Source organism: Pseudomonas arsenicoxydans, from assembly GCF_900103875.1.
Lineage (GTDB): Bacteria > Pseudomonadota > Gammaproteobacteria > Pseudomonadales > Pseudomonadaceae > Aquipseudomonas > Aquipseudomonas arsenicoxydans.
Genome location: NZ_LT629705.1, coordinates 5,608,278 through 5,635,150 on the forward strand (window position 1 = coordinate 5,608,278; position 26,873 = coordinate 5,635,150).

Sequence of the window (26,873 nt, forward strand, 5' to 3'; positions counted from 1 at the left end):
CCTAAAAAATTAAGTCACTATTCTAGACCTGCCCCCAAAAGCCGTCGAGCCATTGAATTCTCTGGCCTGGCTCACGAATCGCCATGATTCAGGCAAAACTCTGATTCATATCAGTCGCCGCAAATGCCATTTCCGCGATGCTCAGGTTTCTTTTACTTCTACGCTTGAATAGCCAGAACCCAGCACCGGAGTTTTTTGTGTTCGCCAACCTGTTGATCATCTTCGCCTCCTCACTGGTGGTGATTGCACTGTTCCAACGCCTGCGGTTGCCGCCGGTGCTCGGCTATCTGTGCGTGGGGTTAATGATCGGGCCGACGGCGTTCAACTGGGTGAATGAAAGCGAAGAGTTGCCGCACCTTGCCGAATTGGGCGTGGTGTTCCTGTTGTTCTCCCTCGGGCTGGAGTTTTCCCTGTCAAAAATGATCGCCCTGCGCCGAGTCGTGTTTGGCCTGGGCAGCCTGCAAGTGCTCGGTACGGGGGCGGTGCTGGGCGCCTTGCTGATTTTGCTTGGCATGCCCACTACCCCCGCCCTGTTACTGGGTGCCGGCCTTTCGCTGTCTTCAACGGCCATTGTCAGCAAGGAGTTGAGCAGCCTCGGAGAAATTTTCAGCAGCCACGGCCAGAATGCCATCGCCGTACTGCTGTTCCAGGATGTGGTCGCGGTGTTACTGCTGACCCTGGTACCGGTGTTCGCCGGCAACAGCGATCAGGCCTGGTACTGGGCTTTGCCCCTGACACTGGGCAAGACAATTGTGCTGTTTATCGGCCTGCTGCTGGCCAGCCGTTGGTTGCTGCCCCGCCTGTTTCATGAAGTCGCCGCCGCCCGCTCTGCCGAACTTTTCGTGCTCCTGGCGCTGGTCATCGTTTTGCTCACTGCCTGGCTGACTCACTTGCTCGGTCTCTCCCCAGCCCTGGGCGCATTTCTGGCCGGCATGTTGCTGGGGGAAAGCCATTACCGGCATCAGATCGAGGCCGATATCCGGCCATTCCGCGACATTCTCCTCGGGGTGTTTTTCGTCAGTATCGGCATGTTGATCGACTTGAAGTTGTTTGCCAGTCACGGCTTGGCGATCCTTGGACTGACACTTGGGTTGCTGGTGATCAAGGGCGCGGTGGTTGCGTTGCTGGTCAAATGGCGCGGCAGCGATGGCGAAACCGCCTGGCGCAGTGGTCTGGCATTGGCTCAGGGCGGCGAGTTCTGCTTTGCGCTGATGGCACAGATGCAGCAAAACAAAATGATGCCCGCCGATTTCGGCGGTCTTTTGCTGGCCGCGACATTTTGCTCGATGCTGGTCACGCCATTACTGCTGCGCGCCGCCCCCCACCTCGCGACACGCCTGCATCGCAAACCGAACGAAGAAGCAAAACTGGCAGAAATCAGCGCGCTCAATGCCGACTTGCACAACCATGTGGTGATTTGTGGCTATGGTCGCGTCGGTCAGTCGATCGGCCGAGCCCTACGTAACGCGATGCAACCCTACGTTGCGCTGGACACCGACCCGGTGCGTGTCCAGGAAGCCGCCATCAATGAAACCTGTGTGCATTACGGAGACTCGCGCCGCGGTGAACTGCTGCTCGCGGTTGGTCTGGCGCGCGCAAAACTGCTGGTGATTGCCGTGGACCAAAGCGACATCGCGCTGCTGATTCTCGAGGAAGCTCGCCGATTGAACTCGACGATTCCGATCCTGGTACGCACCCGAGACGACAGCCAGCTGGCCGAGTTGAAAGCGGCCGGCGCCAATGAAGTCGTTCCCGAGTTGTTGGAGTCGAGCCTGATGCTCGCCTCCCACGCACTGATCATGCTGGGGTTGCCCGCCCACCAGGTTCAGGAGCGGGCTGATCAGATACGCCATGATCGTTATCGCTTGCTGCACGGTTTTTATCCTGGAGCCGACGACGATGAAGAACAGTGAGTCAGTCCTGGCTTACGGCACCAATCTTGTGCACCGACAAGTCCGCGCCGTAATACTCCTCTTCCTGGCTAAGGCGCAGACCATGGAACGCCTTGATCACGCCATACACCGTAAAGCCGCCGGCCAACGCCACGATGATCCCCAGAGCGGTGCCGATCAACTGGCTAACCAGGCTCACGCCGCCCAAACCACCCAATGCGCTCTGGCCAAAAATGCCGCAAGCGATCCCGCCCCAGACACCGCACAATCCATGCAACGGCCAGACACCCAGCACATCGTCGATACGCCATTTGACCTGCGCTGCGGTGAAGCACCAGACAAACAGCGCCCCCGCAATGATGCCCGTTATCAGCGCACCTACCGGGTGCATCAGGTCAGAACCGGCACAGATTGCCACCAACCCGGCCAACGGACCGTTGTGCAAAAAACCTGGGTCATTACGCCCGACGATCAACGCCGCCATCGTGCCGCCGACCATGGCCATCAACGAATTGACCGCCACCAGCCCGCTGACGCCCTGCAGTGTCTGCGCACTCATGACGTTGAAGCCGAACCAGCCAACAATCAGAATCCACGAACCCAGAGCGAGAAACGGAATGCTCGATGGAGCAAATGCCACCAGCCGCCCTTCGCGATAACGCCCTTGCCGTGGCCCGAGCAACAACACGGCCGCGAGCGCCAGCCAGCCGCCCATGGCATGGACGACTACAGAACCTGCGAAATCATGGAAACTGGCGCCAAAACGCGCCAGCAACCAGGCTTGCAACCCGAAGTTGCCATTCCAGACCATGCCCTCGAAAAAGGGATAGATGAATGCCACGATCAGCGCCGTCGCACACAGCTGCGGGACGAACCTGGCACGCTCGGCAATGCCCCCGGAAATAATCGCCGGAATGGCGGCTGCAAAGGTCAGCAGAAAGAAAAACTTAACCAGTGCGTAGCCATGATCGGCGTTAATGACCGCCGCCGGCTGCAGGAAGGTGACCCCATAGGAAATCCAATAGCCTATAAAGAAGTAGGCCAGGGTCGAAATGGCAAAGTCGCTGAGGATCTTCGACAAGGCATTGACCTGGTTTTTCTGTCGAACCGTGCCGACTTCAAGAAAGGCAAAACCGGCGTGCATGGCCAGCACCATGACCGCACCGATGAGGATGAACAATGTATTGGAGCTATGGACCAGACTGTCCACAGCGCTTTGCAGATTTTCCATGGAGTTGGCAGACCTGAAGGCTAAAAAAGCACCAAAGCGGTTCGCGCAAAGTCGTTCGTGCACCAAGTTGCGGCTCGCCATGATCAACGCGTGATCGCGATGAACCGCTTTGGCGCACAAGGTCGTCACCTTCACGCGAGTTTTGTTTGTTTGAGTTAGGGTTTTGCTGAAATCATGCTCGGCAACAGCGCAGCGGCATGGGTTAACGCACCATCACGTAGCAAAAGTTGTACCACTCATTTGCACTGAACCTTCACACTGGGCTCATACTCGAACGTTTCAGAAGCCACTTACGGAGATCATCAATGGCCAGCATCAAAGCAAAGACTGCTCAAGAAATCCTGATGAACGACTTTCAAACGTTGGTCAGCGACACCGAACGGTTGCTGGAGCACACCGCAACTCTGGCCGGCGATCAGGCCGATGAGTTGCGCAGCCAGATTCACGAGAGTCTGCTGCGTGCCCGCGAAACCTTGAAGCTGACCGAAGATTCCCTGCGCGAACGCGGCCAGGCCGCCGTCACCGCCGCCGAAGACTATGTTCAAACCAATCCATGGCAATCGGTCGGGATCGCGGCGGGCGTCGGCTTCCTGATTGGCCTGCTGGCTACTCGGCGCTAATTATGTCTATCGGTGAATTCGGCTCGTCCGCGACGGGCACAAGCTCTTCATCGCGGCGCTTGGGTGCCGCTTTCCTTGGACTGTTGCACAGCCATGTCGAACTGTTCGGCATCGAGTTGCAGGAACAAAAAGCGCGCACCGTAAGCCTGCTGCTGTTCGCAGGCCTGGCGCTGGTCTTTGCCTTGCTGTTGCTGGTGGGGTTGTCGACACTGGTGCTGATCCTGTTTTGGGACACCTATCGCTTGCCGGCGATCATCGGGCTCTGCGTGTTCTATACGCTCGCAGCGATCTTCTGTGCCATGCGCCTGAAGGCAGCCATTTTCGATGAGTCCTCGCCCTTCCACGGCACCCTGGAAGAATTGGCCAATGATCGGGAGCGCCTGCTGCCATGAGCCTGCCTGAACTTCCCCATAACAGCTCTCGCACTGAAATGCGCAAGGCGCTGATCCGCCTGCGCATGGAAATGCATCGCCAGGAAATTCGTCACGAATCGGCGCAACTGCTGCTGCCCTTGCAGCGAGTACGCGGGATGACGCAAAACCTGCAGGATGGCTTCGGCATCAAACACGCCCCGCTGTGGGGCATGGCGGCCGTGACATTACTCGGGTTTCTGACGGGTAAAGGTGCCAAGAGCGGTGGTGTCAGCAGCCTGACTCGACTGGTTCGCCTTGGCACCTCGCTGGGTCCGTTGATCAAGCTGGTCATGCAAAACTCTTCGCGCAAAGACTGAACAGTCTTTATCTGGCTGCATTCTTGCAATACCACCGGGATTGACCTCTTTATCGAGAGGTTCAATCCTGTGTGCCGATCCGGTGAGCAGGTTTATCCAAAAACAAGACCTTACTAAGGAGGCCTCGTGATCGACGGGCAACCGCTCGCCTGCTTTCAGCCGTTCATTGATACCGCCACTGGCCGTATCGCGGGTGTGGAAGCGCTGGGTCGACTTCGACAACCCGACGGTCAACTCGCCTCGGTGGGACCGCTGTTCGCAGACCCGCGAACGCCTGCCATTGCCCTGCGTCGTCTTGATCGACAGATTCGCGACAAAGCCCTGAGCCGCCTGCATGAAGCGCCGTCGGACTGGTTTCTGAGCCTGAATATTTCACCCCGATGGATCAACCGCTTGCGGCCGAACCAGGCGCTACCGAGCCTCAAGCAACTGGTCAGGCACAATGTCGACCCGCAGCGTATCGTCTTCGAAATCACCGAGCTTGGGGGCGACATTCAGCGTCTGGCCGACGTCGTGGCCCGCTACCGGCAGGCCGGCGCAAGGATCGCCATCGATGACTTCGGTGCCGGCTACTCCCAGCTCGATCGCGTATTGGCCCTGCAGCCGGACATTCTCAAGCTCGACATGCGGCTGTTCCAGGCCGCGGCATTAGGCGGTCCCAGTAGTGAAGTGGTGAAGGCACTGGCGCAAATGGCCGAGAAAACCGGTTGCTGGATCATCGCCGAAGGGGTGGAAACCGAGGCCCAACTGAATTTCGCCCTCGAGTGCGGCTCACGTTATGTACAGGGTTTTCTGTTTGCCCGCGCGCAAGCGGACTTTTTCGCTTCCAATGCCTTCGTCGAGCATTTCGCACAACTGCGCCAGCGCTATGTTCAACAGAAACTGGGCGAACGCAGCCGACTGAATATCATGCGCCAGCAACTCTGCGAATTGATGGCCATTCTGCAAGTCTGGGCCCAGGCCCGGGCACCGCTGAGCGCCTTGCCGCAACTGGACGCGTTTCCCTGGCTGTTGCGCTTTTATCAATGCGACCGCCATGGCACACAACTGACACCCAACCTGGAATGGCGCAACAACAGGTGGGAAGCCGATAACCGCTACCTGGGCCACAACTGGTCATGGCGTCCTTACTTTTATCACCTGCTGGCCGAGGGCTGGGAGGAGCGGCGCCTGACACTCTCGAGCACTTACCGCGATGCCACCAGCAATCAGTACTGCCTCACCGCCGGGCAATTTTTTGACAACGGCGAGCGACTGCTGCTCATCGACATTGATGCCGCCGGGCTCTAGTTCTACTTGCGGGCGCAGGCGTGAACCCCGAAGCTAGAGCATCAGTCACCAGACGGAGAGCCCAGCCTTGGATTGGCAAACACTGCTTACCCGCGAACGCCTCGGAAAGCCACTGCACAGCCCTGAAGAACTTGGCCGCAGCCCTTTCCACAAAGACCACGACCGCATTATTTTCTCGGGAGCTTTTCGCCGCCTCGGGCGCAAGACCCAGGTCCATCCAGTCTCCAGCAACGATCATATCCACACTCGCCTGACCCACTCGCTGGAAGTCAGTTGTGTGGGTCGATCCCTGGGCATGCGGGTCGGTGAAACCATTCGCGGCGCCTTGCCCGACTGGTGCGAACCGAGCGATCTGGGGATGGTGGTGCAATCGGCCTGTCTTGCCCATGACATCGGCAATCCGCCCTTCGGTCATTCCGGCGAAGACGCGATTCGTCACTGGTTCCAGCAGGCCGCAGGCCGGGGCTGGCTGGACGCCATGAGCGAGGTCGAACGTGACGACTTCCTTAATTTCGAAGGCAACGCCCAAGGTTTTCGAGTGCTCACCCAGCTTGAATACCACCAGTTCGACGGAGGCACCCGACTGACCTACGCCACCCTGGGCACTTACCTGAAGTACCCATGGACGGCAAAACACGCCGACTCACTGGGCTACAAAAAGCACAAGTTCGGCTGCTATCAGAGCGAGCTTGGACTGTTGGAGCAGATTGCTCAGAAACTTGGTCTTCCCCAACTTGAGGAACAGCGCTGGGCGCGACATCCGCTGGTGTACTTGATGGAAGCTGCCGATGACATCTGTTACGCGCTGATCGATCTGGAAGATGGTCTGGAAATGGATCTGCTGGAGTACGCCGAGGTCGAGTCGCTGCTGCTTGACCTGGTGGGCGACGATCTTCCGCAAACCTATCGCCAATTAGGGCCACTGGATTCGCGTCGGCGCAAATTGGCAATCCTGCGGGGTAAAGCCATCGAGCACCTGACCAATGCCGCCGCCCGGGCCTTCGTCGAGCAACAGGACGCGCTGCTGGCCGGCACGCTGACTGGAGACCTGGTGGAACATATGCACGGGCCGGCCAAACGTTGCGTCTTGAATGCCAAAGACATGGCGCGCAAAAAAATCTTCCAGGACAAGCGCAAGACGCTGCATGAGATCGGCGCTTACACCACGCTCGAAATCCTGCTCAATGCGTTCTGTGGTGCGGCACTGGAACAACACAACGGTCGCACGCCATCCTTCAAGAGCCGCCGCATCCTTGACCTGTTGGGCAACAACGCGCCCGACCCTCACGGTCCTTTACACACCTCTTTCCTGAGAATGATCGATTTCATTGCCGGCATGACCGACAGCTATGCCAGTGAGATGGCACTGGAAATGACCGGTCGCGCCAGCCACGGGTGAAAACCTTTCGATCAGCCGTCCCGACTGGCGACGGCTGATCGACAGTCACCCGCACTTCAACGTCAAACGAATTGCCCTACACCGTGTACAGAGCTGACTGATCGATTGCGCGGACGAATCGCGAAATAATGGGCGCCCTCTCTGCCCGACAGATGAAGCATGAAAAATCCTATGTTTAAACACGATTGCCGCATCTTGCTGGTGGAAGACCATCCCTTTCAGCTCAGGGCGACCCAATATCTGCTTGAGAGTTACGGCTTCAGCCAACTCACCGCCACCGACAGCGCCGAAGCCGCCTTGCAGCAGATGGACAATGCATTGCACCCTTTCGACATTCTCCTGTGCGATCAATGTCTGCCTGACCTTCCCGGCCTGGAGTTGATCGAACTGGCGAGCCAGAGGGGAATGATCAGGCAAGCAATATTGCTGAGTAGCCTGACATCCATTGAACTGGACGAACTTAAAAGAGTGGCCGGCGAAAACGGATTACCGTTATTGGGCTACTTGATAAAGCCATTGAAACAATCAGACTTTAGAAACTTGTTGACCTTAGCCTCACTATAAAACCACCCCAACAAACACAGACAGCAACCGACAATTATAAATCGATTAACTCGGCACTCCAGTTACGCGGACGCTCCTACAACACTTTCACTGGTCTTCATGCAAAACCTAGTTGATACGTAGTCTGATTCTTCTTCCTTTGTAGGATTTGTCCTATATTGCTGCTATCGCCCAGTCGGTTCATGCGCCCCCTCAACTATCTGAGCTAAGGTGCGCGCTTTATTTGAGCGCCTATGGGATCTGATTATGAACTCCGTTTTTATTGTTGACGATCACCCTGTCATCCGTCTTGCAGTCCGAATGTTGCTCGAACACGAAGGTTACAAAGTTGTCGGCGAAACGGACAACGGGGTCGATGCCATGCAGATGGTACGTGAATGCATGCCCGACCTGGTCATTCTCGACATCAGCATTCCCAAGCTGGACGGGCTGGAAGTTCTGTCCCGATTCAACGCCATGAGTACCCCCCTTAAAACATTAGTGTTAACGGCACAATGCCCGACACTTTTCGGTATTCGCTGCATGCAATCCGGCGCCTCAGGGTATGTTTGCAAACAAGAGGACCTCAGTGAACTGGTGAGTGCAATCAAAGCGGTACTATCGGGTTACAACTATTTCCCCAGTCAGGCCTTGAATCCGGTTCGAAGTGATGACATTCGATACGCCGACCTTGAGTTATTCAAATCAGTCAACGACCGGGAGTTAATGGTATTGCAACTTTTTGCCCAGGGGCGCACCAACAAGGAAATTGCAAAGGGCATGTTCCTGAGCAACAAGACTGTCAGCACCTACAAGAAACGCCTCATGCAAAAACTCAAAGCCAAATCGCTCGTTGAACTTATTGATATGGCAAAACGCAACGCATTAGTGTGAGAGACCGGATGCCCAGTCGTTTAAAGGATTGTCTACTATTGATGACGGCGGGTTTATGCCTGAGCACCTCAGCGCCCGCCGCACCGACCGCAAGCGAGGCCTACACCTTGCTCAGTCGCTCAATGATCAGGAACATGGAAGTCCAACTGGATAATTCCCAACAGCAATGGGTTAACAATAAGCGCGAATTGATTCTGGGCACGTCTGCCCCCGATTACCCTCCTTTCGACCTGACCGTCAGTGGCTGCGATTATGAAGGTTTTACCGCCGACTACGCGGGCATCCTGGGCCAGACCACCGGGTTACCCGTCAAGGTTCAGCGTTACGCATCCCGGGGAGATGCGATAGAGGCACTGGAAAAAGGCGAGGTCGATCTGCTCGGTAGCGCCAACGGCTTTGAAGCTCGCAATGCCGATATTGTGCTGTCCACGCCCTATGCCGTGGATCAACCGGTTCTGGTGACACGAGAAGGAGAGACCCGATCCCTCAGCGATGGCCTGGCAGGGCTGCGCCTGAGCATGGTGTATCACTATCTACCGCTGGAAGAAGTCAAAGCGTTGTATCCCAAGGCGATCATCACCGCCTACCCCTCCTACCAGAATGCAATCAATGCAGTGGCTTTCGGCCAGGCCGATGTGTTTCTCGGCGATACGATTTCAACCCACTACATGATCAACAAGGGTTATCTGAACAACATCCGCATGGCCAACTTTGGTAAACACGAGGCCCATGGATTCAGTTTTGCCGTGCACAAAGACAATCCGCAACTGCTTGAAATCATCAACGCGATACTCAAGGCGATCCCGGCCAATGAACGGGAAAACATCGCCAAACGCTGGAGTGCGGGCAGTGACATCCTGCTCACCGATCAGAAGTTGCAACTCACCCACCGCGAAGAGCGCTGGCTGGCGCAACATCCTGTGGTGCGCGTCGTGGTCAACGAGGCGTACGCACCGCTGACCTTTTTCGACAGCGACGCCAACTTTCGGGGCGTTACGGCAGACTTGCTCGAGCTGATCAGGTTGCGCACCGGTTTGCGCTTCGAGATCCATCGTAGCCGCAACGATGACGAGATGATCGAGCAGGTCAGCAGCCATCGGGCCGACCTCATCGCCGCCCTGCTGCCAAGCGCGCAACGGGAAACGGAGCTGAACTTCAGCCGCCCCTATCTGGAAAACTCGGTTGTCCTGCTGACTCGCAAGGCGGCCGGCAGCCCCACCACTCTGATGCAGCTGTCAGGCAAGCGCCTGGCGATTGCCCAAGGCAATCCACTGGTGGATTACCTTCGTCATGACTTCCCCGGTATACATCTGATAGAAACCCCGGACGCCTTCAGTGCCGTGGAAATGCTCGCCGAGGGTCAGGCTGAAGGTGCCGTGAACTCACTGGTGATCGCCAACTATTTCATCTCCTCCAGAATCTTCGAAAACACCCTGCAGATCAGCACCACCATTGGCACCCGGCAAGCCGCGTTCTCCCTGGCGACCCGGCACGACGACAACGAGTTGAACTCGATCCTCGACAAGGCACTGCTGAGCATCACACCGGAAGAACTGGGCATTATCAACAGCCGCTGGCGAGGCTACTCGTCGGTCTCGCAAACCTGGCACAACTATCACCGAGTGTTCTATCAGATTGTTATTGGCGTCGGCGTGCTGCTACTGATTTCCGTCACCTGGAATGCTTACATGCGTCGCCAGATCCGTCAGCGCCAAGCCGCCGAACTGGCGCTGAACGATCAACTCGAATTCATGCGGTCGCTGGTCAACGGCACACCTCATCCGATCTACGTGCGTGATCGCCAAGGCTTGCTGCAAAGCTGCAACGACAGTTACCTGGAGACGTTTGGCGTGAGCCGCGAAGACGTGATCGGCAAGAATGTCACACAGGGCAGCATGAACAACTCGTCCGAGGCGCGTGAGTATCTAGCGGATTACCAGCGCGTCGTGGCCGAAGGCAGGCCGCTGATTCTCGACCGGCCACTGCACATCGGTGACCGCATGCTGACGATTTATCATTGGATTCTTCCCTACCGGAACTCCACCGGCGAGGTTCAAGGCGTTATCGGCGGCTGGATCGATATCAGCGAGCGGCGACAACTGTTCGATGATCTGCGGGCAGCAAAAGAGCGTGCAGATGAAGCCAGTCGTGCCAAAAGTACCTTTCTGGCCACCATGAGTCATGAGATCCGCACGCCGATGAACGCGATTATCGGCATGCTTGAGCTCACCCTCAAACGTATCGACCACAACCATTGCGATCGTCCGGCCATTGAGGTGGCCTATCACTCCGCCAAAGAGTTGCTGGAGCTGATCGGGGACATTCTTGACATTGCGCGGATCGAATCCGGGCGTTTGAGCTTGAGCCCGGAGCGCGTCAACCTGAGTGAAACGGTGATATCGGTGGTGCGGATCTTCGACGGTCTGGCCCGCCAGAAAAATCTGGTGCTGATGCTGGATTTCGATCCTGCGAACCCGCCCTGCGACGTCATGCTGGACCCGATGCGCTTCAAGCAGGTGCTGTCCAACCTGGTGAGCAACGCCATCAAGTTTACCGAGCAGGGTCAGGTGAGGATTCTGGTCGAGTTGCATCCCACCGAAGACGCCGACAGGGTCCTGTTGCAGTTGCAAGTTCGAGACAGCGGGATCGGGATAAGTGAACAGGATCAGCAGCGTCTGTTCGAGCCTTTTGCCCAGGCCAATGATTCAGGGCAATCGGCCAGAGGCGGTGCGGGACTGGGTCTGGTGATCAGCCGAAATCTGTGCGAGATGATGGGCGGCAGCCTGCAATTGAGCAGCCAGAGCGGCGTCGGCACTCAGGTCCAGGTCTCGTTGCACCTTGCAACGTTGCCGCCCAGGCAGGTGCCCGAAACCGCTGACCCGCACCTTCACACCACCAAGGCTGCGTTGAACGTCCTGGTGGTCGACGATCATCCCGCCAATCGCTTGCTCATGTGCCAGCAACTGGAGTTTCTGGGGCATCGCTTCAGCGCCGCACCGGATGGCGAGGCAGGACTGCAGGCCTGGAAGGACGGAGCGTTTGACCTGGTGATTGCCGACTGCAACATGCCGCTCATGAATGGATACGAACTGGCTCGCGCCGTTCGCCAACACGAACAACAAACCCAGGCCAGGCCATGCACCATTCTGGGGTTCACCGCCAACGCACAACTGGAGGAAATCCAACGCTGCAAAAACGCCGGGATGGACGATTGCCTTTTCAAACCCCTCACCCTGACCGCTTTGAGTCAATGGGTTGAAGGCCGGGCGCCAACGGCCCGCGATCCGGCCTTCAGCCTGGAAGGTCTGCACCTGTTAACGGGGGGCAACCCGATCCTGGACCAGCGATTGTTGTCCGAGCTACTGAACAGCACCCGCCTGGACCGGCAGGAACTGCGGGCGTTATCCCCTTCACACGGTGGACAGTCATTCATCGATGTGGCGCACAAAATCAAGGGTGCCGCGCGCATCGTCCAGGCCTGCCGATTGATCGACAGCTGCGAAGCGCTCGAAACCGCCTGCCACACCGCGTTCCACCACGATGAAGTGGCTCACTGCGTCAGAGCCATGGAGCGTGCCATGCACGAACTGGAACAGGCGTTGCAGCAACAAATAGCGCAACACGACAAAGGCAGAACGGTGGAGCCTTAACTATGCTTGGACGCTGAGCAGTGTGTTAAACATCATGGAGAGACCGTAATGCCCAGCCCACTGCGCCCCGAACGTCGGTTCCCCCTGCACGTTCACATCAGTGTGATGTTTACTTTCCTGCTGTTGCTGACCGGCGTGGTGCTGGGCATTTTCAACTACGGGCAAACTACTCAGATCATTCTTTCCAGCAGCGAAAAGCTCTTCAACCGCATCGAGCAGGATGTCCGCCTGGACCTGCAAGGCACCTATGAACCCATTCGCCATCTGCTAAGCCTGCTGGTGGACTACCCGGCGACTCAGGCGCAGGATCTGGAGCAGCGCCTGGCTTTACTCAAGCCGTTCAGCCAATCGCTCAATGACAATCCCAATCTGGCATCGTTGTACCTGGGCTACAGCAACGGCGACTTTTTCATGGTTCGTCCCCTGCGAACCACGGCACTGAAAACGGCCTTGAGTGCGCCGGATACTGCGGTGTATCAAGTCTGGAGCATCGATCACGACGCCAGCACTGGTCAGCCCCGCTCCCAATCATTGTTTTTTGATCAATCCCTGAACCTGCTCGGCCGCCAGGACAATCCCGACGAAACGTTCGATCCGCGAACCAGGGCCTGGTTTTCCAGCGCGCGCGGCGACGAGGGCCAGATCACCACTGAACCCTACATTTTTTTCTCCACCCACAACATCGGCACCACCCTGGCACGGCGCAGTGGCGAAGACGCAGTGATCGGTGCCGACCTGACACTGGCCGAATTATCGGCAACCCTGGCCAAGCATGTGGTCACCCCCCATACCGAAATCGTGCTGTTCGATGCCCAAGGCAATGCCATTGCCTATCCCGACAGCAGCAAACTGATCATCGACGACCAAACCGCCCGCCTGATGAAGGCAGCCGATCTGAGCCCCGGTCTCGGTGCCCTGCTCGCCCATCCGCCGACCGGCAATCGCCTGGACGCCGCCGGCCGTCAATGGATCGTGGCGCGTAGCAGCATGCAGGAAGGCGGCCCCCAGGGACTGCAGCTGGCGCTGCTGGTGCCCGAGGACGAATTACTCGTCGATGCCTACCGCATGCGCTGGCAAGGTGCGCTGATTACCCTGACTACGTTGCTTTTGTGCCTGCCGGTGGGATGGCTGATCTCAAGAATCCTGGTCAAGCCATTGCGTGCGCTGGTGCAGGAAGCCGATGCTGTGCGCAGTTTCAATTTCAATTTTCCGGTTGGCCATCGCTCGCCGGTGCTTGAGGTCGACCAACTGAGCGTCTCGATGGCGCGGATGAAGGACACCCTAGGGAGTTTTTTCCAGATAACCGACAGCCTGAGCGCCGAGACCCGTTTCGCACCCTTGTTGCAACGGGTGCTATTTGAAACCGTGAAGATCGGGCAAGCCCAGGCGGGTCTTATTTACCTGCGCGAGCGTGATAGCGATCACATGGAGCCCCATGGCCTAGTCATCAACGACACGTCACAGGCATTGCCGTCGTTCGCTGTTGAAGGTCACGACCTCCACGACCCGCAGAGCCCTCAGTGGATGCAGTCACTGTCGAACGCCGACAATGTCGTGACCAGCCTGGGTTTCGAACAGGCGGGGGATTTGCAGAAAGTCTTGCTCGCGCTGGAGTGTCCCCGGGTTCACCTGATCGGCATCCGGTTGCACAATCGACATAACGAAACCGTGGGCCTGCTGCTTCTGCTATTGGCCGACAGCGGCACGCAACGAGACCTGGACAAGCTCCGCCCGGATCGCATTGCGTTTCTCCAGGCTGTTTCCGGCGCGGCGGCCGTGAGCATTGAGAGTCAGCGTCTGCAAGCCAAACAGAAACAGCTGCTGGACTCGTTCATTCAACTGCTCGCTGGCGCGATCGATGCCAAGAGCCCCTACACCGGAGGTCATTGCCAGCGAGTGCCGGCACTGACGCTGATGCTCGCCCAGGCTGCCGCTGCCAGTCAGGAGCCGGCCTTCAGCGGCTATCAACCCACCGAAGATGAATGGGAAGCGCTGCACATTGCAGCCTGGCTCCACGACTGCGGCAAGGTCACCACACCAGAGTACGTGGTCGACAAGGCCACCAAACTGGAAACCCTGAACGATCGCATTCACGAAGTTCGTACCCGTTTCGAAGTCCTCAAGCGCGATGCCTGGGTCGCCTATTGGCAAGGCGTCGCATTAGGCGGTGACGAGCAGCCTCTGGCTGAACTGCGCAATGCCAGCCTGGCGGAGCTCGATGATGATTTCGCCTTTGTCGCCCGCTGCAATCTGGGCAGCGAGGCCATGGCCGAAGCTGATCTGCAACGCCTGCGCAGCATTGCCCAACGCACCTGGACCCGAACCCTGGATGACCGCCTGGGTGTGTCCTGGGAGGAAAATCGTCGCCAGGCACGAACCCCGGCACCGACTTTGCCTGTCAGTGAGCCCTTGTTGGCGGACAAACCCGAACATCTGTTCGAACGCGCCGAAAGCGAACTGATTCCACCGGACAACCCATGGGGTTTCAAACTGGATGTACCGCGTTACAAATACAACCGGGGCGAGCTCTACAACCTGAGCATCACCCGAGGCACGCTGACCCGCGAGGAGCGCTACATCATCAACCACCACATGGTGCAGACGATCCTGATGCTCAGCCACCTGCCCTTCCCCGGCCACCTCCAGAATGTCGCGGAAATAGCCGGCGGCCACCACGAAAAAATGGACGGCACCGGTTATCCCAAACAGTTGAAGCGTGAAGAAATGAGCCTTCCGGCGCGGATGATGGCGATTGCCGATATTTTCGAGGCGCTGACCGCCGCCGATCGCCCCTACAAGAAGGCCAAGACCCTGAGCGAAGCGCTGGGCATCATGGCCACCATGTGCCGAGACGCGCATATCGATCCGCAGTTGTTTGGATTGTTCATCAACGCCAGCATCTATAAGCAGTACGCCGAGCGCTTTCTCGATCCGCAGCAAATCGATACGGTCGACCCTTCAAGCCTGCTGCTCAAGGCAGGCTTGAAGGGATGATCAACAATCGGTCAGACGCAGAAAAATCGCCGCCAGTTGCTCGATACCGGCCTGATCTTCAACGGTAAAACGCGCCAGCTTCGGGCTGTCCAGGTCCAGCACGCCGATCAAGCGACCGTCCTTGACCAGCGGCACGACGAGTTCGCTATTGGAGGCGCTGTCGCACGCGATGTGCCCAGCAAAGGCGTGCACGTCTTCGACACGCTGGGTCTGCAAGGTGGACGCCGCGGTTCCGCACACGCCACGACCGAACGGAATCCGTACACAGGCGATCTGCCCCTGAAACGGCCCCAGCACTAGCTCATCGTTGCGGTTGAGGTAGAAACCGGCCCAGTTCAGGTCATCGAGCTGGTTGAACAGAAATGCCGAGAATTGCGCCGCGTTGGCGATAAAATCACGTTCGTCGGCCAGCAACGACTCCAACTGCGCCCACAACATGCCGTAACCATCCAGGCCTTGGCCGCTCTTCTGTAAATCGATCATGCTTTTTGCTCCAACAACTTCAGCCCGACCCAATAGCGGGCAAATTGATACGCGCAACGTCCGTTGCGATTGCCTCGGCCCGTGGCCCAGCGCACCGCGAGGATGTCCAGTTGTTCGTCACGCTGCCACGCCAGGCCCGCTTTATCGGCCAACTGCCCGATCCAGTGTTCGACGACGTTTAGGAAATGCTCTTGAGTAAATGGATAGAACGACAGCCACAATCCAAAACGGTCCGACAGCGCGATCTTGTCTTCCACCGCCTCGCTGGGATGCAGTTCGCCGTCGACCCTTTTCCAGTTTTCGTTATCGCTTTCCTTTTCCGGGACCAGGTGGCGACGGTTGGAAGTGGCGTACAGCAGAACGTTATCCGGCGCCTGTTCAAGCGATCCGTCGAGCACGCTCTTGAGCACGCGATAGTCGCCCTCGCCCGACTCGAACGACAGGTCATCGCAAAACAGCACAAAACGCTGGGGCAACCTGGCAATCTGTTCGACCACTCGCGGCAGATCCGCCAGGTGATCGCGCTCGATCTCGATCAACCGCAGGCCGGCGTTGGCGTGCTCGGCCAGCAAGGCACGCACCAGCGACGATTTACCGGTGCCGCGCGAGCCCCACAGCAACGCGTGGTTGGCAGGCATGCCGTCGAGGAACTGCTGGGTATTGCGCCCCAGTTGTTCCACTTGGCGGTCGACACCGATCAGGTCGGACAAGCGCGTGTCGAGGCTCACTTGCAGTGGCAACAGAAAACCGCTGCGCCCCTCGCGCTGCCAGCGTGCGGCCAGGCAATGAGTCCAGTCGATGGCTTGCCGAGGCGCTGGCAGCAGTGGCTCGATACGGGCCAGAACGGCATCGGCGCGTTCAAGAAAAGCATTCAATCGGGAATCCACGTCTTCTCCTCGGGCACGTTCACAGTGATGATGGCATTACAGCGACGAAACACAGCGTTTGGTGTCCGGCGCATCCCTTGTTCTGCAAGGGCTCGCGAGAACATCGGTATCGATGCATGATCGACTATGCTTGAGCAGCGAAGGGAAACGGAAGTGGTTCAACACCCCATGGATATCAAGTTCACCCACCGGCTGTCATACAAGCAAGCCAGGCTTACTGTGCTTGTCGGATTCATTCTGGGCACGCTGCTCAGCCTGCTGCAAATTGGCATTGATTATGCCAGTGAAGACGCCTCCATCAACCGCGAAATACTGTCTTTGCTGGAAATCAGCCATAACCCGGCATCGCGTATCGCTTACAACATCGATGCCGAACTCGCCCAGGAGCTGACCATGGGCCTGCTGCGCTCGCCGGCGATCATCAAGGCGAAACTGACTGACAACAACAATACCGTACTGGCGAGCGTCAAACGCCCAGCCATACAAAACAACTACCGGATGATCAGCGACTTCCTGTTCGGCGCCAACCGCCAATTTGAAGACCGCCTCTACCTCGACCACTTGCCAGACGAGTCATTGGGCACCTTGCAACTGCAAGTCGATACGTACGCCTTTGGCAGCCGTTTCCTGCGTCGCGCCGAGGTGACATTGATCAACGGCTTCGCCCGCAGCCTGATCCTGACCGGCATTTTGCTCGCATTGTTCTACGTCATGCTGACCAAGCCATTGGTGCGGGTCATCCGTGAACTCAGTGGTCGCGATCCGCGCAGTGTAGAGCCCACTTCACTGGAATGTCCGGCCGGGCACTCCAACGATGAAATCGGCGTCCTGGTCAAAGTAGCCAATCAACAGTTCGAAAACATTGCCACCGAGATTCAGCAACGACGCAACGCCGAAAACCGCCTCACCGACTATTTAGGGCAACTGGAAAACATCGTCTCGGCCCGCACCGCCGAACTCAAGGCGATCAACGCCAGGCTCAGTCAATCCAATGAGGAACTGGAAGTCGCCCGCAGCACCGCGCTGGACATGGCCGAAGCGCGTGCAGCGTTCCTGGCGAACATGAGCCACGAAATTCGCACACCGCTCAACGGCCTGCTGGGCATGATCGCACTCTCGCTGGACGGCCCGCTCAATGCCGAGCAACAGCAACAGCTGTCCATTGCCCATGACTCGGGCAAAGTGCTGGTGGAACTGCTCAACGATATCCTCGACCTGTCGAAGTTCGATGCCGGCCAGCTCGAACTCGAACACATCCCCTTCGACCTCGGCTCGCTGATCGAAGACACCGCCAACCTGTTGTCGCAGAACGCCGCGCCCAGCGTCGAGCTGACCTGCCTGATCGATCCGCACTTTCCAGCGCTGGTTCTGGGGGATCCGACCCGGGTCCGGCAGATCGTCAGCAACCTGTTGTCCAACGCCCTCAAGTTCACCCGCTTCGGTCGCGTCGACGTGCGTCTTTCCACGTTCGAGGACGGCGTACGCATTGAAGTCTGCGACACCGGTATCGGGATAGCCCAGGATGCCCAGGTCAAGATCTTCCAGCCCTTTACTCAGGCCGGGGCAGGCATCACCCGCCAGTTCGGCGGCACCGGGCTGGGTCTGGCGCTGACCTACAACCTCTGCGAAGCCATGCAAGGGCGCCTGACCATCAGCTCTGAAGCGGGCTTCGGCAGCCAGTTCTGTGCCGACCTGCCATTGCCATCACACACCCGGGCCATGCCGCCGATCCCTTTGCCGGGCAAGGTCACCGCGATCACTGCCGCCAGCAGCGGCTTGGCCGAACTGCTGAAAAAACTGTTGCCCGGCTGGGGACTCGACTACCAACAGCGCTCCATGGATGACTCGTTGATCGGTCTGGACTGCGATGTACTGATTACCGACTGCCCCGAATGCCTGTTCCGCCTGCGCCCTACTCTGGACGCCCCGATTCTGCTGGTGACTGCCTACGGCAACTTCATGCCCAGCGAACAAGCAAGCGCCCTGGCGCCTCTGCAACAGCAGGCCCGCCCTCTGGCGCGCAATGCGCTTTATCAGACATTGCGGCGGATTTTGCAGCCGGAAACCAACCTGATCAACGGCGCCCGGGTCGAAGCACTCACCTCCCTGAAACGCGGGCGCGTCCTGTTGGTGGAGGACAACCCGGTCAATCAACTGGTGGCGAAGGGCATGCTTGGAAAACTCGGTTGCGAGGTGATCGTCGCCGCGCACGGTGCCGAAGCGCTGGATCAGCTCGAGCAAAGGGAATTCGACCTGGTGCTGATGGACTGCAACATGCCGGTGATGGACGGCTATGAAGCCAGTCGGCAGATCCGCCGCAGCGGGCGCTGGCCACAATTGCCCATCGTCGCCCTGACCGCCAACGCCATGTCGGAGGAACGCGAACGCTGCCGCGCGGCGGGCATGAGCGACTACCTGGCCAAGCCCTTCCGCCGGGAAGAGCTGGCCAGCCTGCTCGACTTGTGGATACCGACTACGACAGTGCTTTGATTTGCCCCAACAGGTGATCGAGGCCATCGCGCAGATCGTTCAGGCGATCCAGATCCACGCCGCTGTCGCACAACAGGCGAGCCTTGAGCGGCCTGACCTGTTCGCGCAATGCCTTGCCGGCTGGCGACAGGCTCAAGTGCACTTCGCGCTCATCGCGCGCCGAACGCTGGCGCTGCACCAATTGCAGTTGCTCAAGACGCTTGAGCAGCGGCGTCAGGGTGCCGGAGTCCAGCGCCAGACGCTCCCCCAGTGCCTTGACCGTTGGCTGTTCCGGCGCCGCTTCCTGCCATTCCCACAACACCAGCATTGCCAGGTACTGCGGATAGGTCAGGCCGAGTTGATCGAGCATCGGCTTGTAGGCGCGGATCACCGCCCGCGACGCAGCGTACAGCTTGAAACACAACTGACTGTCGAGCTTGAGCGAATCGACTGACAACGTGTTCATTTGAGCAGGGCTTCGATCTCACGGCTCAGGTCCTGCGGCTTGGTCGCGGGGGCGAAGCGCTTGACCAACTGACCGTCCTTGCCGATCAGGAACTTGGTGAAGTTCCATTTGATGCCCTGGGAACCGAGAACGCCCGGCGCGCGCTTTTTCAACTGCACAAACAACGGGTGAGCCCCGGCGCCATTGACCTCGATCTTTTTGAACAGCGGGAAACTGACACCGAAATTCAGCTCGCAGAACTCGGAGATCGCCCCTTCATTGCCCGGCTCTTGCTTGCCGAACTGATTGCACGGAAAGCCGAGGACTACCAAGCCTTGATCCTTATAGGTCTGCCACAACTCTTCGAGGCCTTTGTACTGTGGGGTGAATCCGCATTTGCTGGCGGTATTGACCACCAGCACGGCCTTGCCGGCGTAATCGGCCAGGGTCTTTTGCTCACCCGTGATGGTGGTGCAAGGGATGCTCAGCAGGTTGTCGCTCATGGTCCGGACTCTGAATGAGGGAAGATGGGCCAAACATAGCGAGCAATTGAATTGCGTGCAATTTAATAATTCGATGAGCGATCCATGGATCGCTCCCGAGTTCTTACTCGCGCGGCACCAGGTCCAGGCACACCGAGTTGATGCAATAACGCAGGCCGGTCGGCGGCGGGCCGTCCGGAAACACATGGCCCAGATGCGCATCACATTTGGCGCAGACCACTTCCGTGCGGATCATGCCGTGGCTGACGTCACGGATCTCGACCATCGCACTGTCACCGATCGGTGCGTAAAAGCTCGGCCAGCCGCAGCCGGAGTCGAACTTGGTTTTGGAGTCGAACAACGGCTCGTTGCAGCAGATGCAGTGGTACACACCTTCGGTCTTGGTGTCGTTGTATTTACCGGAGAACGGACGTTCGGTGCCCTTGAGGCGACAAACGTTGTATTGCTCCGGATCGAGCATTGCCTTCCATTCTTCCAGGGTTTTATCCAACTTTTCCATCGTCACACCTCAGCAGCTGAAAAAGCCCGATCTGTACCTTTTCCACGGATCAGGCGGCACGTATGATTGCGCCTCGTCAAACGCCAGTCTGGCAGCCACGCCACGCGCATTCAAACGGATTATGAGTGTCGCCACTCAAGGCGTCAGACCTGTGTGAAGACGCAGGATTCCCAGTACGGTCGTTCATACGACGCCTGGATCGTTCATTTTCGGGAACACATCGCCATGCAGGTCAGCAAATCGAACAAGCTCGCCAACGTCTGCTACGACATTCGCGGCCCAGTGCTCAAGCACGCCAAACGCCTGGAAGAGGAAGGCCATCGCATCCTCAAGCTGAACATCGGCAACCCTGCGCCTTTTGGTTTCGAAGCGCCGGATGAAATTCTTCAGGACGTGATCCGCAATCTGCCGACGGCCCAGGGCTACAGTGATTCCAAGGGCCTGTTCAGCGCCCGCAAAGCCGTCATGCAGTATTACCAGCAAAAACAGGTAGAAGGCGTCGGCATTGAAGACATCTACCTGGGCAACGGCGTTTCCGAGCTGATCGTGATGTCGATGCAGGCATTGCTGAACAATGGCGACGAAGTACTCGTGCCGGCCCCGGACTATCCGCTGTGGACCGCCGCTGTCAGCCTGTCTGGCGGCAACCCGGTGCATTACCTGTGCGACGAGCAGGCCAACTGGTGGCCGGACCTGGCTGACATCAAGGCCAAAATCACCCCGAACACCAAGGCGCTGGTGATCATCAACCCGAACAACCCGACCGGCGCGGTGTATTCCAGGGAAGTGTTGCTGGGCATGCTCGAACTGGCACGCCAGCACAACCTGGTGGTGTTTTCCGACGAAATCTACGACAAGATTCTGTACGACGATGCCGTGCACATCTGCACCGCATCCCTCGCGCCGGACTTGTTGTGCCTGACCTTCAACGGCCTGTCCAAGTCCTATCGCGTGGCCGGATTCCGTTCCGGCTGGATCGCCATTTCCGGTCCGAAACACCACGCCCAGAGCTACATCGAAGGCATCGACATGCTGGCCAACATGCGCCTGTGTGCCAACGTGCCGAGCCAGCACGCGATCCAGACCGCCCTGGGCGGTTACCAAAGCATCAACGACCTGGTGCTGCCACAAGGTCGCCTGCTGGAACAACGCAATCGTACCTGGGAACTGCTCAACGACATTCCCGGCGTGAGCTGCGTCAAGCCGATGGGTGCGTTGTATGCATTCCCGCGGATCGATCCGAAAGTCTGCCCGATCCACAACGATGAAAAATTCGTGCTCGACCTGCTGCTCTCCGAGAAGCTGTTGGTGGTACAAGGCACGGCGTTCAACTGGCCTTGGCCGGACCACTTCCGCGTCGTGACCCTGCCGCGGGTCGATGATCTGGACATGGCCATCGGCCGGATCGGCAACTTCCTCAAATCCTATCGCCAGTAAGCAGGCAGTCACCGTGCGACGCCTACGAATGTCGCACGGTGATTGATTCAGCAACATATCTCTGCAACCCGCCTGACATCACCGTTGCCAACGCTGGCTCTTGCCACGTTTCGTGGCCGCGCCTAACAACGACGGGGGCCGGGGCGCGAATCGGCTGACAAACGCATCGCGCATCAACCTCGGAAATGCCCTGCATGCAGCTAGACTGTTGCCGTAGGACACAGTTTGAAATAGTCACCCGGTTGAATAGCCCGGTGCAGCACCTTATATACCCCGCAGTACGCTACATCTTTAGCATGAGGAGATTTCTACAACCATGATGCGCATCCTGCTGTTTTTGGCCACTAACCTGGCGGTCGTGCTGATTGCCAGCATCACCCTGAGCCTTTTTGGCTTCAACGGGTTCATGGCGGCCAACGGGGTTGATCTCAACCTCAATCAGCTGCTGATTTTCTGTGCGGTCTTTGGTTTCGCAGGCTCGTTGTTCTCGCTGTTCATCTCCAAGTGGATGGCGAAGATGAGCACCAGCACCCAAATCATCAGCCAGCCACGCACACGTCATGAGCAATGGCTGCTGCAAACCGTCGAGCAACTGTCCCGCGAAGCCGGGATCAAGATGCCCGAAGTCGGGATTTTCCCGGCGTACGAGGCGAATGCGTTCGCCACGGGCTGGAACAAGAACGACGCGCTGGTTGCAGTCAGCCAGGGCTTGCTCGAGCGATTCACTCCGGATGAAGTGAAGGCGGTTCTGGCCCACGAAATTGGCCACGTGGCCAATGGCGACATGGTTACCCTGGCGTTGATCCAGGGCGTGGTGAACACCTTCGTGATGTTCTTCGCCCGGATCATCGGCAACTTCGTCGACAAGGTGATCTTCAAGAACGAAGAGGGCCAGGGCATCGCTTATTACGTGGCGACCATCTTCGCCGAACTGGTCCTGGGCATTCTGGCCAGCACCATCGTCATGTGGTTCTCGCGCAAACGCGAATTCCGTGCAGACGACGCCGGTGCACGCCTGGCCGGCACCGGTGCGATGATCAGTGCCCTGCAACGCCTGCGTGCCGAACAGGGTCTGCCGGTGCATATGCCGGACACCTTGAACGCCTTTGGCATCAACGGTGGCATCAAGCAAGGGTTCGCCCGCATGTTCATGAGCCACCCGCCGCTGGAAGAGCGTATTGACGCGTTGCGTCGTCGGGGCTGATCGGTTCTGCACCAATAGAAAAGGCCCGCATCACTGCGGGCCTTTTTTTTGTCTGCTGATTGGTGTGGTGCTCTTCAGGGCTCCTTCGCGGGCAAGCCCGCTCCCACAGTTGACCGAGTCGTTCAAACGGGCACGGTCTAATGTGGGAGCGGGCTTGCCCGCGAAAGGGCTGGCACATGCAACACCAACCTGTCAGCTGGAAACCCGATACACCCGCTCTTCCAGCCGCGTAAGGCCGTTCTCGATGAACTTCCCGTTCTCGCTCAATACGTCCTGATCCTCGAGAATCTTCAACGTCCACGATGAGCCGAACAGCCGCTGCACTTCGCCATCCAGCACCGCAAATGGCGGCCCTTCCATTTGCGCCTGATCGTAATCCAGGGTTATCAACAGACCCAGGGAATCCTTCGGCACAATCCGCTTCAGATGTTCGGCGTATTGCTCACGCATCTTCGGTGGCAAGGCGATGAGTGCAGCGCGGTCGTACAACGCGCTGCAATCGGCAACATCGCCAGCCGTCAGCGCGAAGAAATCACCGCACCAGATTTCGATCGAACCCGCCCGATAGACCGTGAAAGGGCCTTGGTCGGTGACGTCCGGATCAAATTGATGCTCGTGGAAAAAGTCTTCCACCGCTTTTTCCGATAACTCGACCCCCAGCACCTCGTGACCGCATTTCGCCAGCCACAGCAGGTCCAGGCTTTTGCCACACAAGGGCACCAGTACGCGCGCGCCCTCTTCCAGGTCCAGCTGCGGCCAGTACCTTTGCAGATATGGATTCACTTGCGGCAGGTGAAAGCCGATCTGATTCGACGTCCACCGCTTGTGCCAAAACTCCGGCTGCATAATTAATCCCGAAAATTCGATCAAAAGACTCTAAAACTTATATTAGATTTAGATCAATGATCTGACTGAAGATGGTGCCATCTTACCCCTCAGGAGCTCATTCATGTTCCCCAGCCTGTACATATCCCATGGCTCGCCGATGTTGGCACTGGAACCGGGTGCCAGCGGCCCGGCTCTTGCGCGCCTGGCTGCACAAATGCCCAAGCCCAGGGCCATCGTGATTGTATCCGCGCACTGGGAAAGCAACGAGCTGCTGGTCGGCGGCAACCCGCAGCCCGACACTTGGCATGACTTCGGTGGCTTCCCAAAGGCCTTGTTCGAGGTGCAATACCCCGCACCCGGTGATCCGCAACTGGCGGCAGAGGTTGTCGAGTTATTTAAAGCCGCTGAATTGCCGGCGCGCATCGACGCCAAGCGCCCGTTCGATCACGGCGTCTGGGTGCCGCTGTCATTGATGTACCCGCAAGCCGATATCCCGGTGGTGCAAGTGTCGCTGCCAACCCGTGGCGGCCCGGCCCTGCAAACCCGTGTCGGTCATGCGCTGGCCAGCCTGCGCGAACACGGCGTGCTGTTGATCGGTTCCGGCAGCATTACCCACAACCTGCGCGAACTGGACTGGCATGCCGGCCCGGAAAGCGTGGAGCCTTGGGCCAAGTCCTTTCGTGACTGGATGATTGAAAAACTCGCGGCCAACGACGAAGCCGCGCTGCACGATTATCGTCAGCAGGCACCGAACGCGGTGCGCAATCATCCCAGCGATGAGCATTTACTGCCGTTGTACTTTGCCCGGGGTGCCGGAGGAGCGTTCAGCATTGCCCATCAAGGATTCACCATGGGAGCGCTGGGGATGGACATTTACCGGTTTGGCTAACCGGTAAACCGATTCACGCCCTACGCTAGCAGGCACAAATCGCAGGCAAAAAAAATCCCCGAACCAGTCGGGGATTTTTTATGTGCGATCAATCAGCCCGAGAGCGGATCAATCTTCGCGATAGCGACGCAGCTTCAACTGCTTACCAGCAACGCGAGTGTCCTTCAGCTTGGTCAGCAGACGCTCCAGACCATCTTCCGGCAGCTCGACGAGGCTGAAGCTGTCACGCACCTGGATGCGACCGATCGCTTCACGCGCCAGGCCACCCTCGTTGAGGATAGCGCCCAGCAGGTTCTTGGCGGCGATACCGTCACGCGCACCCAGCGCGGTACGGCAACGAGCACGACCTTCGGCCAATGGAACCGGAGCACGACGCTCACGATCACCACGGTCCGGACGATCACCGGTACGCTCTGGACGATCGCCACGCGGTGCGTTGTTCGGCACCAGTGGACGTTCTTTCTCGATTGCAGCCAGGGTCAACGCCTGAGCGTTGGTTGCCTTGCGCAGCAGAGCAGCGGCCAGTGCACGCGGGGTGCAACCGATGTCGGCAGTCAGGCGATCCAGCAGTTCACCGTGAGTCGATTCGGCATCAGCGACCAGTGGCGACAGGCTGTTGGTCAACTTCTTGATGCGGGCATCGAGAACAGCTTGAGCATCCGGCAGGCGAACTTCGGCAACCTTTTGACCGGTTACACGCTCGATCACTTGCAGCATGCGGCGCTCACGTGGAGTCACCAGCAACAGCGCACGACCTTCGCGACCGGCGCGGCCAGTACGGCCGATACGGTGAACGTAGGATTCCGGGTCGTAAGGCATATCCACGTTGAACACGTGAGTGATACGCGGAACGTCCAGGCCACGAGCAGCAACGTCGGTCGCCACAACGATGTCCAGACGGCCATCCTTGAGGGATTCGATTACGCGCTCACGTTGGTTCTGGGCAATGTCACCGTTCAGCGCAGCGGCTTTGTAGCCTTTGGCTTCCAGGGCACTGGCCAGGTCCAGGGTCGCTTGCTTGGTGCGCACGAACATGATCAGGGCGTCGAAGTCTTCCACTTCCAGCAGGCTCAATACAGCCGAGGTCTTCTGGTCAGCGTGAACCAACAGGTGAGCCTGTTCGATCGCGGTAACGGTCTGAGTCTTGGTCTGGATCTTCACGTGTTGCGGATCGCGCAGATGGCGTTCGGCAATGGCACGGATCGACTGCGGCAAGGTGGCCGAGAACAATACGGTCTGACGGGTTGGAGGCAGAGCCTTGAAGATGACTTCGAGGTCGTCCATGAAACCCAGTTTGAGCATTTCGTCCGCTTCGTCCAGAACCAGGTGGTTCACGGTCGACAGGACTTTTTCGTCGCGACGCAGGTGGTCGCACAGACGGCCCGGAGTGGCGACAACGATCTGTGCGCCATTACGGATTGCTTTCAGTTGTGGGCCCATCGGGGCGCCGCCGTAAACGGCCACAACGGTAACGCCCGGCATTTGCTTGGCGTAGGTTTCGAAAGCGGTTGCTACTTGCAGCGCCAACTCACGGGTTGGCGCCAGGATCAGGGCTTGCGGCTCGCGCTTTGCAGGATCGATGCGATGCAGGATCGGCAGGGCGAACGCGGCGGTTTTACCCGTACCGGTTTGCGCCTGACCAATCATGTCGTGACCGGCCATGATGATCGGGATCGATTGCTGCTGAATAGCCGAAGGCTCTTCGTAGCCAGTCGCGATGACGGCTGCAAGAATATTCGGATTAAGATTAAAAGCGGCGAAGCCGCCGGTTTCCTGGGTCATGGGTCTGCCTCTAAGTGCATCCGCAAAGACCCATGCTCCAAAGCTGCGCATGCCGTGTAAGACTCAAGAGTCGCCCTGGCTGCTTTGTCGGCGGGGATTTGCGAAAACGAATGAATGAAAAAGATTCGTTAAGGGAGAGTCCGCTGTGCGGACGTGCAGCCGAAGCTGACTTCGGGGAATTGCGCTACCTAAACGCGGCCCGGT

Annotated in this window: 22 protein-coding genes; 14 read left to right on the forward strand and 8 right to left on the reverse strand. The window is 58.2% G+C overall.

Annotated elements, in window-relative coordinates:
* Positions 1-197 precede the first annotated feature (197 nt).
* Positions 198-1,913 (forward strand): cation:proton antiporter, encoded by a 1,716-nt coding sequence (locus BLQ41_RS26195; RefSeq protein WP_090186368.1) that lies wholly within the window; start codon positions 198-200, stop codon positions 1,911-1,913.
* A 1-nt stretch (position 1,914) separates the two neighbouring features.
* Here the strand turns inward: BLQ41_RS26195 and BLQ41_RS26200 are convergent, their stop codons facing one another.
* Entirely contained in the window at positions 1,915-3,123 is a 1,209-nt protein-coding gene (locus tag BLQ41_RS26200; RefSeq protein WP_090188842.1) for an ammonium transporter, read from the reverse strand.
* A 305-nt stretch (positions 3,124-3,428) separates the two neighbouring features.
* Between BLQ41_RS26200 and BLQ41_RS26205 the strand changes: the two genes are divergently transcribed.
* From BLQ41_RS26205 to BLQ41_RS26245, 9 genes are all read left to right on the forward strand, one after another.
* Positions 3,429-3,743 carry a DUF883 family protein gene (locus BLQ41_RS26205; RefSeq protein WP_090186370.1) on the forward strand — a complete coding sequence of 105 codons (315 nt, stop codon included), beginning with the start codon at positions 3,429-3,431 and terminating at the stop codon, positions 3,741-3,743.
* Between the two features lie 2 nt (positions 3,744-3,745).
* A complete protein-coding gene (locus tag BLQ41_RS26210; RefSeq protein WP_090186373.1) occupies positions 3,746-4,135 on the forward strand; it encodes a phage holin family protein in 390 nt (129 codons plus the stop codon).
* The gene (locus BLQ41_RS26215) at positions 4,132-4,473 is read left to right on the forward strand and encodes a hypothetical protein (RefSeq protein ID WP_090186376.1); all 342 of its coding nucleotides are present in this window, start codon (positions 4,132-4,134) and stop codon (positions 4,471-4,473) included. Before BLQ41_RS26210 ends, BLQ41_RS26215 begins: the two co-directional genes overlap by 4 nt.
* A gap of 126 nt (positions 4,474-4,599) precedes the next feature.
* Entirely contained in the window at positions 4,600-5,763 is a 1,164-nt protein-coding gene (locus BLQ41_RS26220; protein ID WP_090186379.1) for an EAL domain-containing protein, read from the forward strand.
* Between the two features lie 67 nt (positions 5,764-5,830).
* Positions 5,831-7,162, forward strand: a complete 1,332-nt coding sequence (locus tag BLQ41_RS26225; RefSeq protein ID WP_090186381.1) for a deoxyguanosinetriphosphate triphosphohydrolase — start codon at positions 5,831-5,833, stop codon at positions 7,160-7,162.
* A gap of 159 nt (positions 7,163-7,321) precedes the next feature.
* Entirely contained in the window at positions 7,322-7,726 is a 405-nt protein-coding gene (locus BLQ41_RS26230; protein ID WP_090186385.1) for a response regulator, read from the forward strand.
* A 246-nt stretch (positions 7,727-7,972) separates the two neighbouring features.
* The gene (locus tag BLQ41_RS26235) at positions 7,973-8,599 is read left to right on the forward strand and encodes a response regulator transcription factor (RefSeq protein ID WP_090186388.1); all 627 of its coding nucleotides are present in this window, start codon (positions 7,973-7,975) and stop codon (positions 8,597-8,599) included.
* An 8-nt stretch (positions 8,600-8,607) separates the two neighbouring features.
* Complete coding sequence (locus BLQ41_RS26240; protein ID WP_090186390.1) at positions 8,608-12,249, forward strand: transporter substrate-binding domain-containing protein; 3,642 nt, start codon at positions 8,608-8,610, stop codon at positions 12,247-12,249.
* A 48-nt stretch (positions 12,250-12,297) separates the two neighbouring features.
* A complete protein-coding gene (locus BLQ41_RS26245) occupies positions 12,298-15,243 on the forward strand; it encodes an HD domain-containing phosphohydrolase (RefSeq protein WP_090186392.1) in 2,946 nt (981 codons plus the stop codon).
* On the opposite strand, the gene BLQ41_RS26250 is transcribed toward BLQ41_RS26245, so the two are convergent.
* Both BLQ41_RS26250 and BLQ41_RS26255 read right to left on the reverse strand, forming a co-directional pair.
* Entirely contained in the window at positions 15,244-15,726 is a 483-nt protein-coding gene (locus tag BLQ41_RS26250; protein ID WP_090186394.1) for a GAF domain-containing protein, read from the reverse strand.
* Positions 15,723-16,613, reverse strand: coding sequence for an ATP-binding protein (locus BLQ41_RS26255; RefSeq protein ID WP_090186397.1), 891 nt, complete (start codon positions 16,611-16,613; stop codon positions 15,723-15,725). Before BLQ41_RS26255 ends, BLQ41_RS26250 begins: the two co-directional genes overlap by 4 nt.
* 168 nt (positions 16,614-16,781) lie before the next feature.
* Here BLQ41_RS26255 and BLQ41_RS26260 point away from each other — a divergent pair, with 168 nt between their 5' ends.
* Positions 16,782-19,103 carry a hybrid sensor histidine kinase/response regulator gene (locus BLQ41_RS26260; RefSeq protein ID WP_090186400.1) on the forward strand — a complete coding sequence of 774 codons (2,322 nt, stop codon included), beginning with the start codon at positions 16,782-16,784 and terminating at the stop codon, positions 19,101-19,103.
* Here the strand turns inward: BLQ41_RS26260 and BLQ41_RS26265 are convergent.
* The 3 genes from BLQ41_RS26265 to msrB all read right to left on the reverse strand — a co-directional run bounded on the left by BLQ41_RS26265 (position 19,087) and on the right by msrB (position 20,529).
* Positions 19,087-19,548 (reverse strand): MarR family winged helix-turn-helix transcriptional regulator, encoded by a 462-nt coding sequence (locus tag BLQ41_RS26265; protein ID WP_090186402.1) that lies wholly within the window; start codon positions 19,546-19,548, stop codon positions 19,087-19,089. The genes BLQ41_RS26260 and BLQ41_RS26265 overlap by 17 nt on opposite strands.
* Positions 19,545-20,030, reverse strand: coding sequence for a glutathione peroxidase (locus BLQ41_RS26270; protein ID WP_090186405.1), 486 nt, complete (start codon positions 20,028-20,030; stop codon positions 19,545-19,547). The genes BLQ41_RS26265 and BLQ41_RS26270 overlap by 4 nt, the downstream gene beginning before the upstream one ends.
* A gap of 103 nt (positions 20,031-20,133) precedes the next feature.
* Positions 20,134-20,529 carry a peptide-methionine (R)-S-oxide reductase MsrB gene (gene msrB, locus BLQ41_RS26275; RefSeq protein WP_090186407.1) on the reverse strand — a complete coding sequence of 132 codons (396 nt, stop codon included), beginning with the start codon at positions 20,527-20,529 and terminating at the stop codon, positions 20,134-20,136.
* Between the two features lie 225 nt (positions 20,530-20,754).
* Here msrB and BLQ41_RS26280 point away from each other — a divergent pair, with 225 nt between their 5' ends.
* Together BLQ41_RS26280 and htpX are read left to right on the forward strand one after the other, a co-directional pair.
* Positions 20,755-21,966, forward strand: coding sequence for a pyridoxal phosphate-dependent aminotransferase (locus BLQ41_RS26280; protein WP_090188845.1), 1,212 nt, complete (start codon positions 20,755-20,757; stop codon positions 21,964-21,966).
* A 316-nt stretch (positions 21,967-22,282) separates the two neighbouring features.
* The gene (gene htpX / locus BLQ41_RS26285; protein WP_090186410.1) at positions 22,283-23,170 is read left to right on the forward strand and encodes a protease HtpX; all 888 of its coding nucleotides are present in this window, start codon (positions 22,283-22,285) and stop codon (positions 23,168-23,170) included.
* Positions 23,171-23,362: 192 nt separating this feature from the next.
* Here htpX and BLQ41_RS26290 read toward each other — a convergent pair whose 3' ends face one another.
* Entirely contained in the window at positions 23,363-24,016 is a 654-nt protein-coding gene (locus BLQ41_RS26290; RefSeq protein ID WP_090186413.1) for a thiopurine S-methyltransferase, read from the reverse strand.
* Positions 24,017-24,119: 103 nt separating this feature from the next.
* Here BLQ41_RS26290 and BLQ41_RS26295 point away from each other — a divergent pair, with 103 nt between their 5' ends.
* Entirely contained in the window at positions 24,120-24,887 is a 768-nt protein-coding gene (locus BLQ41_RS26295; RefSeq protein WP_090186415.1) for a DODA-type extradiol aromatic ring-opening family dioxygenase, read from the forward strand.
* A 108-nt stretch (positions 24,888-24,995) separates the two neighbouring features.
* Here BLQ41_RS26295 and BLQ41_RS26300 read toward each other — a convergent pair whose 3' ends face one another.
* A complete protein-coding gene (locus BLQ41_RS26300) occupies positions 24,996-26,669 on the reverse strand; it encodes a DEAD/DEAH box helicase (protein ID WP_059403638.1) in 1,674 nt (557 codons plus the stop codon).
* Positions 26,670-26,873 lie beyond the last annotated feature (204 nt).

Coding starts and splice junctions, on each gene's coding strand:
- BLQ41_RS26200 (WP_090188842.1), bottom strand. CDS start 3,123: ATGGAAAATCTGCAAAGCGCTGTGGACAGTCTGGTCCATAGCTCCAAT.
- BLQ41_RS26205 (WP_090186370.1), top strand. CDS start 3,429: ATGGCCAGCATCAAAGCAAAGACTGCTCAAGAAATCCTGATGAACGAC.
- BLQ41_RS26210 (WP_090186373.1), top strand. CDS start 3,746: ATGTCTATCGGTGAATTCGGCTCGTCCGCGACGGGCACAAGCTCTTCA.
- BLQ41_RS26215 (WP_090186376.1), top strand. CDS start 4,132: ATGAGCCTGCCTGAACTTCCCCATAACAGCTCTCGCACTGAAATGCGC.
- BLQ41_RS26230 (WP_090186385.1), top strand. CDS start 7,322: ATGAAAAATCCTATGTTTAAACACGATTGCCGCATCTTGCTGGTGGAA.
- BLQ41_RS26235 (WP_090186388.1), top strand. CDS start 7,973: ATGAACTCCGTTTTTATTGTTGACGATCACCCTGTCATCCGTCTTGCA.
- BLQ41_RS26240 (WP_090186390.1), top strand. CDS start 8,608: ATGCCCAGTCGTTTAAAGGATTGTCTACTATTGATGACGGCGGGTTTA.
- BLQ41_RS26245 (WP_090186392.1), top strand. CDS start 12,298: ATGCCCAGCCCACTGCGCCCCGAACGTCGGTTCCCCCTGCACGTTCAC.
- BLQ41_RS26250 (WP_090186394.1), bottom strand. CDS start 15,726: ATGATCGATTTACAGAAGAGCGGCCAAGGCCTGGATGGTTACGGCATG.
- BLQ41_RS26260 (WP_090186400.1), top strand. CDS start 16,782: ATGGATATCAAGTTCACCCACCGGCTGTCATACAAGCAAGCCAGGCTT.
- BLQ41_RS26265 (WP_090186402.1), bottom strand. CDS start 19,548: ATGAACACGTTGTCAGTCGATTCGCTCAAGCTCGACAGTCAGTTGTGT.
- BLQ41_RS26270 (WP_090186405.1), bottom strand. CDS start 20,030: ATGAGCGACAACCTGCTGAGCATCCCTTGCACCACCATCACGGGTGAG.
- msrB (WP_090186407.1), bottom strand. CDS start 20,529: ATGGAAAAGTTGGATAAAACCCTGGAAGAATGGAAGGCAATGCTCGAT.
- BLQ41_RS26280 (WP_090188845.1), top strand. CDS start 20,755: ATGCAGGTCAGCAAATCGAACAAGCTCGCCAACGTCTGCTACGACATT.
- htpX (WP_090186410.1), top strand. CDS start 22,283: ATGATGCGCATCCTGCTGTTTTTGGCCACTAACCTGGCGGTCGTGCTG.
- BLQ41_RS26290 (WP_090186413.1), bottom strand. CDS start 24,016: ATGCAGCCGGAGTTTTGGCACAAGCGGTGGACGTCGAATCAGATCGGC.
- BLQ41_RS26295 (WP_090186415.1), top strand. CDS start 24,120: ATGTTCCCCAGCCTGTACATATCCCATGGCTCGCCGATGTTGGCACTG.
- BLQ41_RS26300 (WP_059403638.1), bottom strand. CDS start 26,669: ATGACCCAGGAAACCGGCGGCTTCGCCGCTTTTAATCTTAATCCGAAT.